The sequence below is a fragment of the Microcystis sp. LEGE 00066 genome, assembly GCF_015207925.1.
Taxonomy (GTDB): domain Bacteria; phylum Cyanobacteriota; class Cyanobacteriia; order Cyanobacteriales; family Microcystaceae; genus Microcystis; species Microcystis ichthyoblabe_A.
The window spans coordinates 13492-28118 of the sequence record NZ_JADEVX010000042.1; the positions used below are offsets into that span (position 1 = coordinate 13492).

General features: G+C 39.5%; 11 protein-coding genes and 2 pseudogenes. 8 read left to right on the forward strand and 5 right to left on the reverse strand.

The annotated features are described in order from the left end of the window. Positions 1 to 69 precede the first annotated feature (69 nt). From IQ224_RS24925 to IQ224_RS08190, 3 genes and pseudogenes are all read left to right on the forward strand, one after another. Positions 70 to 1221 (forward strand): annotated as a pseudogene (locus tag IQ224_RS24925) (glycosyltransferase family 4 protein). A 51-nt stretch (positions 1222 to 1272) separates the two neighbouring features. Then, on the forward strand, positions 1273 to 3288 hold the full coding sequence (locus tag IQ224_RS08185; protein ID WP_002744598.1) for an ABC transporter ATP-binding protein: 2016 nt from the start codon (positions 1273 to 1275) through the stop codon (positions 3286 to 3288). A 227-nt stretch (positions 3289 to 3515) separates the two neighbouring features. Further along, positions 3516 to 4883: a DNA cytosine methyltransferase gene (locus IQ224_RS08190; protein WP_002744594.1), complete on the forward strand. Its 1368-nt coding sequence runs from the start codon at positions 3516 to 3518 to the stop codon at positions 4881 to 4883. Here the strand turns inward: IQ224_RS08190 and IQ224_RS08195 are convergent. The 4 genes from IQ224_RS08195 to IQ224_RS08210 all read right to left on the reverse strand — a co-directional run bounded on the left by IQ224_RS08195 (position 4880) and on the right by IQ224_RS08210 (position 6553). Next, on the reverse strand, positions 4880 to 5692 hold the full coding sequence (locus IQ224_RS08195) for a TdeIII family type II restriction endonuclease (RefSeq protein ID WP_002744593.1): 813 nt from the start codon (positions 5690 to 5692) through the stop codon (positions 4880 to 4882). The two genes, IQ224_RS08190 and IQ224_RS08195, sit on opposite strands and share 4 nt — an antisense overlap. Positions 5693 to 5714: 22 nt before the next feature. Beyond that, entirely contained in the window at positions 5715 to 5942 is a 228-nt protein-coding gene (locus IQ224_RS08200) for a helix-turn-helix domain-containing protein (protein WP_002744592.1), read from the reverse strand. 144 nt (positions 5943 to 6086) lie between these two features. Further along, the gene (locus tag IQ224_RS08205) at positions 6087 to 6317 is read right to left on the reverse strand and encodes a type II toxin-antitoxin system HicA family toxin (RefSeq protein ID WP_002744591.1); all 231 of its coding nucleotides are present in this window, start codon (positions 6315 to 6317) and stop codon (positions 6087 to 6089) included. Further along, positions 6314 to 6553 carry a type II toxin-antitoxin system HicB family antitoxin gene (locus tag IQ224_RS08210; RefSeq protein ID WP_002744590.1) on the reverse strand — a complete coding sequence of 80 codons (240 nt, stop codon included), beginning with the start codon at positions 6551 to 6553 and terminating at the stop codon, positions 6314 to 6316. The genes IQ224_RS08205 and IQ224_RS08210 overlap by 4 nt, the downstream gene beginning before the upstream one ends. Positions 6554 to 6955: 402 nt before the next feature. On the opposite strand from IQ224_RS08210, the gene prfC reads away from it, so the two are divergent. From prfC to IQ224_RS08230, 4 genes and pseudogenes are all read left to right on the forward strand, one after another. Further along, positions 6956 to 8521 (forward strand): peptide chain release factor 3, encoded by a 1566-nt coding sequence (gene prfC / locus IQ224_RS08215; protein WP_194032820.1) that lies wholly within the window; start codon positions 6956 to 6958, stop codon positions 8519 to 8521. A gap of 113 nt (positions 8522 to 8634) precedes the next feature. After that, a complete protein-coding gene (locus tag IQ224_RS08220) occupies positions 8635 to 9345 on the forward strand; it encodes a 1-acyl-sn-glycerol-3-phosphate acyltransferase (protein WP_002744588.1) in 711 nt (236 codons plus the stop codon). A gap of 479 nt (positions 9346 to 9824) precedes the next feature. Then, the gene (locus IQ224_RS08225; RefSeq protein WP_194032818.1) at positions 9825 to 10856 is read left to right on the forward strand and encodes a GntR family transcriptional regulator; all 1032 of its coding nucleotides are present in this window, start codon (positions 9825 to 9827) and stop codon (positions 10854 to 10856) included. Between the two features lie 323 nt (positions 10857 to 11179). Then, positions 11180 to 11620, forward strand: a pseudogene (locus IQ224_RS08230) (vWA domain-containing protein); the annotation flags it as partial. 292 nt (positions 11621 to 11912) lie between these two features. Here the strand turns inward: IQ224_RS08230 and IQ224_RS08235 are convergent. After that, positions 11913 to 14057, reverse strand: coding sequence for a hypothetical protein (locus IQ224_RS08235; protein WP_194032819.1), 2145 nt, complete (start codon positions 14055 to 14057; stop codon positions 11913 to 11915). A gap of 152 nt (positions 14058 to 14209) precedes the next feature. On the opposite strand from IQ224_RS08235, the gene IQ224_RS08240 reads away from it, so the two are divergent. Further along, a complete protein-coding gene (locus IQ224_RS08240) occupies positions 14210 to 14506 on the forward strand; it encodes a hypothetical protein (RefSeq protein ID WP_084990078.1) in 297 nt (98 codons plus the stop codon). The last annotated feature ends 121 nt before the right edge of the window (positions 14507 to 14627 follow it).

A 14627-nucleotide genomic window follows, 5' to 3' on the forward strand; every position in this document is an offset into this window, starting at 1 on the left:
ATTGACAAAATCGTTAACATTGATTAACATTCTTCTATCGTGCTAGATAATCTGGATTGAGCGGCGACCGTGAACAAAAAAATCTCTGTTTTAGCACCAGATTTATCCGGTGGTGGTGGTACAAGAGTCTATTTGATTGCTCAAGTCTTGCAACAGCTAAACTGTCAGGTGACGGTTTATGGTCCGATTTTTGGCTGGGAAATCTATACAACCCCACCGGGGAATATAGCGGTGGTATCGGTCAAAGGCAATAATTATCCCCAGTTTTTTGGCCAGATCAAAACTTTACTCGATCGCCTCTCCGGAGAGATTATCTACGCGGTTAAACCCCGTCCCACCAGTTTCGGCATCGGTTTACTGAAACGTTTTTTTCCCACGTCCCCTAATTCTCGATATTGACGATTGGGAAATGAGTTGGTTTGGTGGTGATCGATGGTCCTATCGTCCTTATCCCCGACAATTAGCTAGGGATATACTCAAAAAAATGCTGCGCTTAGGGATCCGAATCACCCTCTTTATCTGTGCTGGCTGGAAAATTTAATTAACCGTGCCGATGCGGTGACGGTTAATAATCAATTTTTGCAAAAGCGTTATGGGGGGATTTATTTACCGAATGGCAAGGATACGTAACTTTTCGATCCCAATCTTTACGATCCCGTCGCTTGTCGTCAAAAATACGGTTTATCTGCCTATAAAGTCTTAATGTTCCACAAAGGTTTAGAAGATGTCTTAATCGCTTTAGATCAAATTGGTGATCCTGATTTTAAATTGGTGGTGCTGGGAGGTCGCCAAATCGGGGATGGTTATCTGGATAGTTTGCTAGAAAAAGGTCAACCTTGGTTAATTCATTTACCTGCTCAACCGATCGATCAAATGCCGGAAGTTATTGCCGCTGCCCATGCTATTATCGTTCCCCAGAGGGATGAAGCTACGGCTAACGCCCAATTTCCGATTAAACTCACCGATGGTATGGCGATGGCTAAACAGATTATTTCCACTAAAGTGGCAGATATTCCCGAAATTTTAGCTGATATTGGCTATTTAGTCGAACCTCGATCGCCAGAGCAACTAGCTGCTATGATTAGCGAAGTTTTTAATCATCTCGACTCGGCTAATGCACGAGGAATAAAAGCGAGAGAGCGCTGTATTGCCTCTTATAGTACCACCGCCATGGCGACAACTCTCTCTCGCCTAATTACTTCTCTGGAAGCAAAATATTAGAGTCTAGCGAGTAGGATAATTGACCGTTCACTGTTTACTTTATTACTTGCGATGAATCCTAATCAAATTCTGCTTAAATATACGCTGAAACACTGGATATTAGTGGTTTCCAGCATTATTATCGGGTTTGTCAGTACCATATTTAATGGGGTAGGAGCTATTTTAGTTATCCCCTTACTAATTTATTTTATTAATCCCGAAAATGATATCTTAAAAAATGCCCCCCACATTATCAAAAAGCTGCTCTCCGTTTTCGAGGTTTTCTCGGTCGATACTCGTTTTTTCTGGATGTTTGCGGCGATATTATTAATTTTAATTCTCAAGCACATTACCAATTTTGTCAGTAATTTGCTAGGCACTTACTTGTCTTTGATTATGTCCAAAGATATGCGAATTGATTCAGTTATTCTGTTGCTAGAAGTGGATATAGATTATTATGTAAAAAGTAAAATAGGAGATATTTTTAATCGTTTTATGTCCGAGATTAATCGGGCTGTAGCATCAATTAGAAATTACATAAACCTGATTAAGATTGTCGCCACAGCTTTGATGTACTTGGCTATTTTATTATCAATTTCTTGGCAATTAACTATTCTTTCTAGTGTTTTGGGTGGCTTTTTAGCTCTGCTTAATCAATATTTTGTCAAGAGATCAAAAAAGTTTGGAGAGATTATCACCGTAACGGCTAAACAGCAAAGTAATAAACTGTTGGAACTGTTAACGGGAATTCGCCTAATTAAAGCAGTAGGAAATGAAAGATACGAATTAAAATCTATTGTGGAAGATATCGAAGCTAGGGAGAAAGCGGGTTTAGATGCCCAGACTAATAATGCTGTAATCGGACCGCTCAATGAGATCGGTGGGGTAATTATTATTGCTTTAATTATCATTGCTGGTCGTTATCTTTTTAATGAACAACTGCAAGCTTTAGCGACAATTTTATTGACCTATCTCTATGTGCTTTTCCGGGCCTTGCCGATAGTTAGTCAAATTAACGGTGTTAGGAGTAGTCTATTGGGTGATGTTTCCGCAGTAGAGGTGGTAGCGGATTTTCTCATTCGAGAGAATAAACCATTTATGACTAATGGCTCTATTCCCTATCAAAGATTAGAGACAGGTATTCACTTTGATAACGTCCAATTTTTCTATCCCGGTCATCAAGAATTAGTTCTCAATGGCATCGATCTGTGGATTCCAAAAGGAAAAATGATCGCTCTTGTTGGTGCTTCGGGGGCGGGAAAATCGACAATTGCTGATTTATTACCACGCTTTTATGATCCTACAGCTGGGAGGATTCTTTTTGACGGTCAAGATTTACGCGATTATGAGGTCAAATCTCTGAGAAAAGCCATGGGAATAGTCAGTCAAGATACTTTTCTCTTTAATAATTCTCTGCGTTTTAATATTGCCTACGGATTAACCGATGTTAGTGATGCAGAAATTGTAGCAGCGACAAAAAGGGCGAATGCCTACGAGTTTATCTCCAAACTGCCGGAAGGACTGGATACGGAAATTGGCGATCGGGGAGTGAGACTTTCGGGGGGACAAAAACAAAGATTAGCGATCGCTCGTGCCTTACTGCGAGATCCAGATATTCTCATTCTCGATGAAGCCACCAGTGCTTTGGATACAATTTCTGAGCGTTTAGTACAGGAAGCGATCGACGAACTCTGTCGCGAGCGGACTACTCTTGTGATCGCTCACCGTCTTTCCACAGTTCAAAAAGCCTATCAAATTGTGGTGCTGGACAAAGGAAAAGTGGCAGAAATCGGCAATCACGAGGAATTATTAGCTCAAGGTGGTCATTATGCCCATTTACACGCTCTGCAATTTAGTGATAGCAAAGAGGACGACTCTAAGAATAGGGAAGATGAGCAAAAAAGAAAAGCTTATTTATCCTACGAAGCGAGAAGCAGTCTTAATAGTCTTTTAGGTTCTTTGCGTCTAGTATCTGAAGATTTAATCGATGATTCTCAGGAGAAACAGGAAATTTTAGAAGAATCCTGTAGTTCAGCTATGCGACTTCTCCACATTATCGAAGACTACGAGCATTCCTCAACTCGATAGATCTCCTGCAAAAATCAAAAATATTCCGTTAGGTGAGGAGTCAGTCCCGATGAAAAAATTTTTACCACCAGAGATGAAAGAGGTTTCCTTCCCCACACCCCACACCCTCTTTCAAGTCAGGAGACAGGAAATTTGCAGGAGGTCTCTAGAAAAAAACTCTTAAGTTATACTAAAATAGCTAGTACATATAGGCATCTTCCCAGACGGTGAAAAGGAATTATTGACCCTTGAAAACCACAGTTAAAGTCAGCAGACAAACCCAATTACCCCTATATCTAGTTATCACCCATCCCCAGTATCGTTTTGTCGATTTATTCGCGGGAATCGGTGGGTTTAGAATCGCTTTGGAGAAATTGGGAGGACGTTGTTTAGGCTATTCAGAAATCGATAAACAGGCAATCCAAGTTTATCAACAGAATTTTATTAGCTATCTCAACAGCGATGAAATTGCTTTCGGAGATGTGAGTAAAATCAGCAATTTACCCGATAATCTCGATCTTATTGTCGGCGGCGTTCCCTGTCAACCTTGGTCGGTGGCGGGATGTTTACGGGGATTTGAGGATCCCCGGGGAAAACTCTGGTTTGATGTGATTAAATTAGTCCAGAAAAGTCAACCGAAAAGCTTTATTTTCGAGAATGTCAGTGGGTTAGCTAGTCCTCGCAATCGGGAGAATTTAGAATTAATTATCGATGAATTAACTAGCTGTGGTTATCAAGTTTACTGGCAGTTATTAAATGCCTACGATTTTGGTTTACCCCAGAATCGCGAGAGAGTTTTTATCGTAGGAATTAGAAAAGATATAGACAACTATGAGCGGTTTAAATTTCCCTTACCTTTGGGTATCCATCCCAAGGTTTTGGATATTTTAGAAGACATCAAGAATATTCAACCTGTCGAGAAAGTTAAGTTATCCGCAGATACTTTATTTAATGGTTTTGTTCCTCCATCAAGAACTCGTTTTCAAAAAGAAGATGAATTAAATGACTTTTTTATTTTTTCTGATTTAAGAAATGGCCACACAACTATTCATTCTTGGGATATTATCAAAACTACGGAACGACAAAAAAGTATCTGTTTAGCTTTGCTGAAATTAAGACGCAGTAAAAAGTATGGCGAAAAAGATGGTCATCCCGTGGCTTTTTCTGCTTTTTTGGAAATTATACCCGACCTAAAAATCGAGGAACTAAATCAGTTAGTTTCTCTGGGGATTTGTTGGCAAACGCAGGAGGGTAAGTATGAATTCATTAACTCGAAAAATATGACGGGAATTAACGGCATTTATCGGATTATTTTACCGACGGCCGATATTATTCCTACCCTAACCGCTACGGGTGCTAAAGATTATATTGCTACTATTTCAATTACCGCTACTCATCCCCAAGAATACAAACAATTGTTTTTAAATAAAATCTATAAACCCAAAAAGTTTCGAGAAATTACTCCCCAAGATGCGCGTAAATTACAAGGATTCCCCGATAATTTTATCTATCATCCACAGTCAGCTATCGCTAAAAAACAATTCGGAAACGCTGTTCCTGTACCAGTGGTGGAGGCAGTGGCTAGAAATTTACTAGAAATAATTTTACCAAATTAATTATCTAGATAATTACGAAACTTTTGTCTATACTTTTTGATAAATGCTTGATCTTTTTGAAAATCGATAAAAGCTTCTTTAATTAATGACCAAGTATTGATTTTACCAGAACAAAAATCCCAAAATTCATTTTCAACCCATATATCATGATGTTCCTCTAGAGGATACATTTTATTTCCCTGTGATTGCCACCATGTTTGAGGGAAGAAAGGATTAAAAGGAATAACAATTCTTGTGTGAATACTTGCTAAAGGTTCACGGGACAGCCGATAACAATACCAATCTAACAACTGGTCGCTAAATCTAGAACCATCTCCCCTATTAGGATGTGTAGCTTTTAAATCAAACACATACTCAATATTGTCTTTGATTAAATAAATATCTACTCCATGACCAGAAGGAGGATCGATATAATTGAGGTTATTCCTATTTATTTTCTTAGCTACTACTCTAAGTCTTTCAATGCACTCTGTCATGGATATTTTTTGATCTTTCGATTTTCTGAGACTTTTTAAATTATCGAGTTCACTTCTTAAGTCTTGAGGAAATAGACTAGGTTGTAAAAGTTTTTTATCCTGCTTATATAAAATACGAAATCCATTATCTTTGGCTAAAAAGTTTGCTAATTTTTCCCAGAAAGTAGTTCCCATGCTTGTCGTTAGTCCAGTCATCACAGAACTAATCTGTCTCTCCTCTGGAAATAAATAATCTAAAATATGATGATTCCTAGGTTTGGTTTTTTTAAAATAGTTTTCTATTGAGTTTTTGATTAGCTTTTGAATTTCTATCACTAACTGGTTATTATCCATACTGAATTGCAATTAATCAAATTTATAGATCAGCAAAAAGATCAGCAATAGATATATCAAGTGCTTTGGCTAACTTTTCGATATTTTCTAAAGATACATTACACTTACCAAGTTGGATACTGGAAATATAAGTTCGGTGCAGTTCCGCTTTTTCAGCTAAGATTTCTTGAGATAAGTCAAGTTCCCTTCTGCGTCTTCTGATAGCTTTACCAAAACGATGTTTGATATCTAAGGATTCTTTTTGTGCCACAGATCAATTATCAAGAAAGTGTATGAGACATTTCTACAGATTATAATTCACATTTTGCAGATTATAATTTACATTTTGTCTAAAACATTGGTTCGTTCCTCTGAAAGTACAATTGCTGCTATCGCTTCGACTATCTTTTAACTCTTATTTTCGTAACAACTCGAAAAATGTTTCTTTATCAAGACCAATATCTTGAATCATACCCATGAGAGTACCTTGCTTAATATCTTTTCCTGAATGAATAGGGATCACAACCCTACATCCACCACTATTTTTGTAAATAGCATGGCTACCTTTTTGACGATCCAAATAAAAGCCCAATTTTTCAATAACTTTAATAAACTCCTTGACTTTAACTGCGGGATACTGACTCATATTAAAATATTTAAAGGCTTAAAAATCAAATCTTCTTTGGGAATGGGTTGATGATCAGCTATCAAACTTTCGAGGTACAATTCCATAGCTTCTGTAATATTGACAATCGTTTCTTCAAAAGTGTCTCCTTGAGAATGACAACCTTTAAGCGCAGGACAAAAAGCGTGATAACCACCTTCTGACTCTTTTTCGAGAATAACGGTATAGTTATAAATTTGTTTAGTATTATCACTCATAACACTATCAGTTGTGGATTGTAAATTATCCTAGCATAGACTTTTTTTAATGACTTTTCCCAGAGCGATCGATTTTTTGAGCGGATTAACTCCCCAGCTAAACTAGAATAGAAAGATAGGAAAGCGATCGAAATTAGAATGACGACCGAAATTGAAAAAGAACTAGAAACCAGCGAAGCTGTCTTGGAAAAACGGGTTCTTCGGTTTGTCTTATGCAATAGACGGGAGTTATAAGGGATGGAACCCTTATAGAGAAAGACATTGGGCGATTTTTGTCAATTGTTTTTTATCTAAAGCGAACTAATCAATTAAATCCCTTACCAGATAAAGATTTTGTTGATTTATGCCCCCCTATCGAACCATAACAAGTAACGAAGAGCCGAAAAACGGCGAAATTTTGCCATTATCTCCCACCCTGACGCGGGAAAGACCACCCTGACCGAAAAACTGTTGCTATACGGGGGTGCAATCCATCAAGCGGGTGCAGTCAAAGCAAGACGCGACCAACGCAAAGCCACCTCCGACTGGATGGAAATGGAAAAACAACGGGGAATTTCGATTACTTCCACGGTTTTACAGTTCGATTATCGTGATTTTCAAATTAATCTCCTCGATACTCCCGGCCACCAAGATTTTAGCGAAGATACCTATCGTACCCTAGCCGCTGCCGATAATGCAGTGATGTTAATCGACGCGGCCAAAGGTTTGGAACCCCAAACGAGAAAACTCTTTGAAGTGTGCAAACTGCGGCAGTTACCCATCTTTACCTTTGTTAACAAAATGGATCGCCCCGGCCGCGAACCTCTGGATTTATTGGACGAAATCGAGCGAGAATTAGGATTACAAACCTATCCCGTCAATTGGCCGATTGGAATTGGCGATCGCTTTCGGGGAGTCTTCGATCGGGCCACCCAGACCATACACCTGTTTGAACGTCGCTCCCACGGCTCTCAGGAGGCGCAGGAAACCGTGATCGAGCTTGGCGACCCCAAAATTGAGGATTATCTCGAAAAAGACCTGTATTATCAGTTAAAAGAGGATATAGAACTACTCTCGGAATTGGGTGCAGAATTGGATTTGCCAGCAGTCCACGCAGGAGAAATGACCCCGATCTTTTTTGGTAGCGCCATGACCAATTTTGGGGTGAAATTATTCCTAGAATCCTTCCTCGACTATGGATTACCACCCAGAGGACGCAATTCCTCCCTAGGAGTCCTTGATCCCACCTATCCCGATTTCACCGGTTTTGTCTTCAAACTGCAAGCAAACATGGATCCCAAGCATCGGGACCGGGTGGCCTTTGTGCGGGTATGTACGGGGAAATTCGAGAAGGATATGGTAGTAAACCACGCTAGAACTGGTAAAACTATCCGTTTATCCCGTCCTCAGAAACTTTTTGCTCAAGATCGCGCAGTTATTGAAGAAGCTTATCCCGGAGATGTGATCGGATTGAATAACCCCGGGGTCTTTGCGATCGGTGATACGATTTATATGGGTAAAAAGCTCGAATACGAAGGTATTCCCTGTTTTTCCCCGGAATTATTCGCCTATCTCAGAAATCCTAACCCTTCCAAGTTCAAACAGTTTCAAAAAGGAGTCTCAGAATTACAGGAAGAAGGGGCCGTACAGATATTATCCTCGATCGATGAATTTAAACGCGACCCGATTTTAGCCGCTGTCGGTCAATTACAGTTTGAAGTGGTGCAATTCCGTCTTTTAAGCGAGTACGGAGTCGAAACTACCCTCGAACCCCTAGCCTATAGTTTAGCCCGTTGGGTAGCCGGGGGTTGGGCCGCTTTAGAAAAAGCAGGTAAACTCTTTAATACTTTAACTGTCAAAGATTATTGGGGTCGTCCCGTCTTATTATTCAAAAATGAGTGGAATTTACAGCAAGTTAAAGAAGATCATCCCTCTTTGCAATTAAACTCGATCGCACCGGTAGGATCGGGAGTAGAACCGCAATCCTAACCCTTAATCCCCCAAGACAATTGCCGAACTGGTCAGGACAAGATAGCGACCCCCCAGACAACTAGACTAAAGTAGAAGTGGTCAGAAAGTCTCGATCTTCCCTAACACTTCGGATGTCTCAAAGCACTATCGTTGACGAGTCCCTCACCATTAGAAAAAGTCCTGCTGTCAATTCCCGAATTAATCCCTGTTTAATTCGCTTTTGTTATTTTCTGGGAAATTATCTAGTTTTACCAGCTTTTTTCAGCAAAATAACGGTTACGGGCCAGGAAAATATCCCCCTAACGGGGGGTGTCATCCTTGCACCTACCCATCGTTCCCGTTGGGATGCGCTGATTTTACCCTACGCGGTGGGACGCTTAGTTAGTGGACGCGATTTGCGCTTTATGGTTTCCGCTAATGAGATCAAAGGGGTGCAAGGTTGGTTTATCCGACGTTTGGGGGGTTTTCCCGTCAACACCGATCACCCCGGTATGGGTAGTCTGGTCCATAGCGTCGAACTTTTGGCCGCGGGGGAAATGGTGGCGATTTTTCCGGAAGGGGGTATCTGTCGCGATCGAGTGGTTCATCCTCTTAAACCGGGGGTAGCGCGGATCGCGTTGGAAGTTAAGACCATGAAACCCGATGCAGATATCAAGATTTTGCCGGTAAGCATTAGTTATAATCAGCCTTACCCTGGATGGGGAAGCGAAGCGACAGTAAACATCGGTCAAGGGATTAATGTGCTTGATTATCAACAAAATTCGCTAAAACGGGAAACTGTCCGCTTAACCAAAACCTTGAGCGATCGCTTAAAACTTCTCCACGAGGATCAATCCCCTTAATCAGCTGTTGACTATCTACCGCACAAGTGGGATTTCGGGGACGGACTAAAATTATTGTTTTAACTATTTTTCAGCAAAAAAGTGGCTTTTCTAGTTTAAATAAATAAGGCTCTTCGTTACTTGTTATGGTTCGATAGGGGGGCATAAATCAACAAAATCTTTATCTGGTAAGGGATTTAATTGATTAGTTCGCTTTAGATAAAAAACAATTGACAAAAATCGCCCAATGTCTTTCTCTATAAGGGTTCCATCCCTTATAACTCCCGTCTATTGCATAAGACAAACCGAAGAACCATAAATAATACTAAATCTGGTTATTAGTGCATGAGTAGAAAACGGGTTTCTCGGAGAAACCCGTTTTCTGTGGGTTACTCAACGGATTTAGTATAACATCTTGGTTTTTGCTGCTTCTAGCTCCTGAATACTGCCTCGAAGACCCCTCAGAGCCGTGAAAATGTCCGATTGTTGCCGGAGGTCTAATGATAGAATGGGCATCAGCGAAAGTAGTTTGTGAGCGAAGTGATCCGATGCAGTTCCAAATCCAGCCCGACAGTGAAATACCCGCCTCTAAGCAATTATTTGACCAAATTCGCTTCGCTATCGCCTCTCGTCAGTATCCCCCGGGCCATCGTTTACCTAGTACCCGTCAACTAGCTATGATCACGGGATTACACCGTAATACGATAAGTAAAATTTATCAACAACTGGAAGACGATGGGTTAGTGGAATCTATAGCAGGTTCGGGGATTTATGTCAAGGCTCGCGGGCATGAAAACGATAATTTATCGGGTTCGCCCCTATTGGAACAAAATCCAGAAATAGGCCGACTAATTCGCCAGAGTTTGGCTGGTTTTCTCGCTCAAGGTTTAACTTTAGAGCAAATTCGCGAGTTATTACTGGCGGAAATCGATTGGCGATCGCAGTGTAGTTCTCAAGTTCTTGTCACCATTCCCCGTCACGATTTGGGTGCAGGGGAACTAATGTTGAGAGAATTAGAGCAATCTCTCAAAATTCCCGTCCAATTAGTGGCAATGGAGGATTTAGCCCAAGTTTTAGCCAATACTAAATCTGCTACTGTTGTCACCAGTCGCTATTTTATCAGTGTGGCGGAGGAAATTGCCGCTCCTTTTCACCTACGAGTCATTCCCATCGATATCTATGATTACAGCAAGGAATTGGCATTAATCAAAAAATTACCCACCGATAGCTGTTTAGGAATTGTCAGTATTAGCACCGGTATTATTAAGGTGGCCGAAATTTTAATTCATAGTTTACGGGGCGATGATTTATTAGTTATGTCTGCTCAAATTCATGAAACGGATAAGTTAAGAGTTTTAGCCAGAACTTCCCAGACAATTATCAGCGATCAAGCGAGTTATACTTTAATTAAAAATCTGATTAAGGAAGTGCGATCGGATTTAATTCGTCTGCCAGAAATTATCTGTAGTGATAATTATATTGGGGATAAATCAATTCAATTGCTCAGACGAGAATTAGGATTGGGTGGTTAGAGGATAAGCTAGGACACATTTTAACCTCTGAATCTCCCCCCTTTACTGTTACCTCTTGCCTTATCTCAACAAGCAATTTAAGTAGGGAGGCACAATTATTTGTAGGATGGGTTAGCGGTAGCGTAACCCATGCCGGCGTTGGGTTTCATGCTTCAACCCAACCTACGTTCTTTAAAATTTAGTTTACTCTATGGTTACTATTGACAATAACCTAGGGCAAATCGAGAATAAAAGCGAAAAAAACTTTTAAGAAGTATTAACTTTTTAGTACAATGGCGGAAGAATAGGGATAAGCTCAATTTTTCACTCTCGGACGAGGTTAGATGAAAAGTGCTGAATGTTTAACGGTATCCCCCGGGGAACCGCTTACCGATTGGCAAAAACTGGGATTAGATTTGGTGGCTCGTTGGCAGGGACGAGATGTTATCCTAGCGATCGATCTTACCGGTAGTGTTAACTTTAATGATGAAGGACGCACGCGCCTCGGTCAAATTATTCGCGATAGTTTAAAAAATAACGATTCCGTTTATTTACTTCCCTTTGCTGATAATATCCAAACGATTGCAGAACCGATTTTAATTCGCAGTCAGGAAGATATAGACTCGGTTTTAAAAGCGATTCCCTGGCAATCTAGCCAAAGTGCTAAAAATACCGATATTCAGGGAGCAGAATGGCACGTTTATCCCCGACTGGCACGCTTAAATCAGTGTCGTTTAACTGCCAATCAAGCTATCAAACCCCAGTCGGTAGTTTGGATTTCGGATTAGGTGGTACTGGTCGAGATGTGTTAATGAGAATTCGTCGCTTTATTATTGATAAATACGGGAAGTTATCTAGGCTCTTCGTTACTTGGTATGGTTCGATAGGGGGGCATAAATTGACTAAATCCTTATCTGGCAAGAGACTTAATTGATGAGTTCGCTTTAGGTTAAAAACAATTGACAAAAATCGCCAAATGCCTTTCTACATAAGGATTCCATCCCCTATAAACCCAGTCCATTGCATAACACAAACCGAAGAGCCGTTATCTAAAATATTTGAGCTTGTTAGCTTACATTAATTGTATTCTAATCTTCCTTTGTGTTTCAGTTGCCACATCCCACTGCTACCAACCGGGGTAACTTGTGCAGGTGAAATTAAGGTAAATTTACTGGTGTTGCCGCTTTTATAGCCATCAAATAAAGCAGATACTGTGAACTTTTGAGAAGCGGCAATAGCGTGCTGTTTCGGAAAGAGTAAGTAATCGTTTCCTACTGATACGATATAAAATCCATCAGGGGACACATTAGATGTCAAAACCACAGGCTTACTAGAATTATTCCGTCTTTCTGCTCCTTTATCTTCATCCTCGACCACTTCTCCCTGTTTGTGTACCACATGAATATTAAGGATAGCATCTGGAGACTGATTATAGGAATTGATTATGTTTTGCCATTGCCAGGGAATATCTACTGTCTCAATTGCCTCTTTGTTAAGCAGCTTTCTTAGTCGCTCAATCTGTTTTTTAAGTTCTCCGATATCTTGGACATTTCTCTTAACTTCTAACTCTAAATCTTCTTTATCTTGCTGTAACTGGTGTACCTGATTATGTAGATTTGTAGATTGTTCCTCTAGTCTGACTTTTTCACTATTTACCGTCTGCAATCGTTGTTCTAGGTCTTGATAAGAACTAGAAAGATTTTGATAGCTTTGATTTAGTTGCTGATTTCGCTTACGCAACTGTTCCACTTCTCCTGAATTGAACAGTTCAAGTTGTTCTTGGAGTTTATCTCGTTCAATTGTTAAACGTTTAATATTTTCTTCATAGTTTTGTAGTTGATTCTCAGACTGACTTGGGTTATCGATTTGATACTGTAATTGATTACATTTATTTTTTAACTCTCTATTTTTTTCGCGATATTCTTGTAGTTGAGAATTTAAGTATTTAACTTCAGAAGTTAAATCTTGAGAATCTAAAGGTATCTGTTGAATGCGATACCATATTTGGTTTAATAATCCACTATTTTCACTAGGGTATCTCACAGACAGATTTTGTTGATTAATTTGCAATAATTTATCGAGTTTGGTATTAAGATCACCTAGTTGCTGAAGGGAGAAATTGTCTTGAGGTGTTGAAAAATTGCGGGTCGGACGTTCTGCATAATTTTCGATTAAATCTTGAGTCGGATCTAAGGTGTCCAGATGCTGTAAAATAACATCATGATAAATCCTTTCAAGATCGCGCTTTACTTCATCAATTTTACGCAAGGTTAATTCCAATTCTTCTTTTGATTCATTTTTTGATTCATTGTTTTTTAAGTATTTTTTCAACTCATTGCTCATTTCTTGAAGATTAGTTTTAATAGCGACTATCTCATTCTTAAATTGTTGAATATCTGTTTCTGGTTTTCCTGTTTTATGTAATTTGTGAATCAGAACAATCTTACCCATCCTATCCCATAAAAAAATAAAACTAATGGGAACTGAAAGTAACGCAAGAGTATTGAATAATGGCCATACCCAATTATTACGATTAATATCCTTCTTAAGTTGTTCTAATTGAATTTTTAACTTATCAGCAGTTAAAGTAGGTTGCTCTGATAAATTATCAATTTTTAAAGTGGCGAGAGGTTTGGTTACATTTAGAATGTTCTCTAATAGCTTTTTAGTTGCAATTCGTTGTTTTGAACCATCCTGTCCATCAATATCTGATTTCTTATAAATAGGCTGGCTATCAATTTCTAATTGAGATAGTTTATTTTGAGCCTCACTGTACTGCTTTTTTGCTAAATCCTCTAGAATTTTTCGCTGTTGAGAAGGTTCTTCTAGGATAGGTTTAATCTTTGAATCAATATTATTAAAAACGATTTCCGTTTTAATATCATCAGATAAACTATCTTTAAATGTCTTGTAAGCATTAGCAAGTTGATCAACAATTTTTTTTGCCTCAGCATAATCTACAGGATTTTCTACTTTTGTTCCACTTTCTGTAACTGTAATATTCTCAACAAAAGTATTCAGATCCGTGCGTTCTTGTTGCAGTGTCCTTAAATTTTCAATAGCAGGAGTCTGTTGATTATCTGTTACTGGTTGACTATTTGTTTCTGTAGGAGAAGGAGATGGTTGAGTTTGAGTATTGCTAAACGGATTACAACCACTTAACAACCCCGCAGATAATCCCGTTGCTAAATAAAGTATCAGAAATGTTTTTCTAACCCTCATCGTTCCTTTCCTCCTATAGTCTGCTATTTAATTCTTTTAATAAGGCTTTTAACCTGACTGACGGACACAAGTGGGTCAAAACCTGACAAGACAAGGGTTGCCAAAAAGAAAAATATCTGGGTAGATAGGGAAAAAGCAAGAATCCCTACAAGATGAAAACCGAGAACAGAATCTTCTCCCAAGTTTATTCCTATCTAGAACAAGGAAGCCGATTTGTGGATAAAAGACATTTAACCGTCCTCAGTTGGATGGTGACAGCCCTACTCAGTAGTCAAAGTCTCAATCAAGCCAGATGGGAACCCTTTGTACAAAGCAGAGCCGAACAAGCCAATAGTTATCAGAGACGGTGGAATCGCTTTTGCCAGAATGGAAGAGTAGCGGTGGAAAAGATATACATCCCCTTAATATTGAAAGCCATCGAGACTTGGAAGGAGAAGGGGGAAACGTGAGTTCGACGAAATTCAACCCATTGAAATCCATGCACAGTGAGACTTACAGCCTAGCTATCCTAGAAAAACTCTGTCAATTAGCCAGTCTTAATGACAAAGAGACGGCGATCGCTGTCGGAAA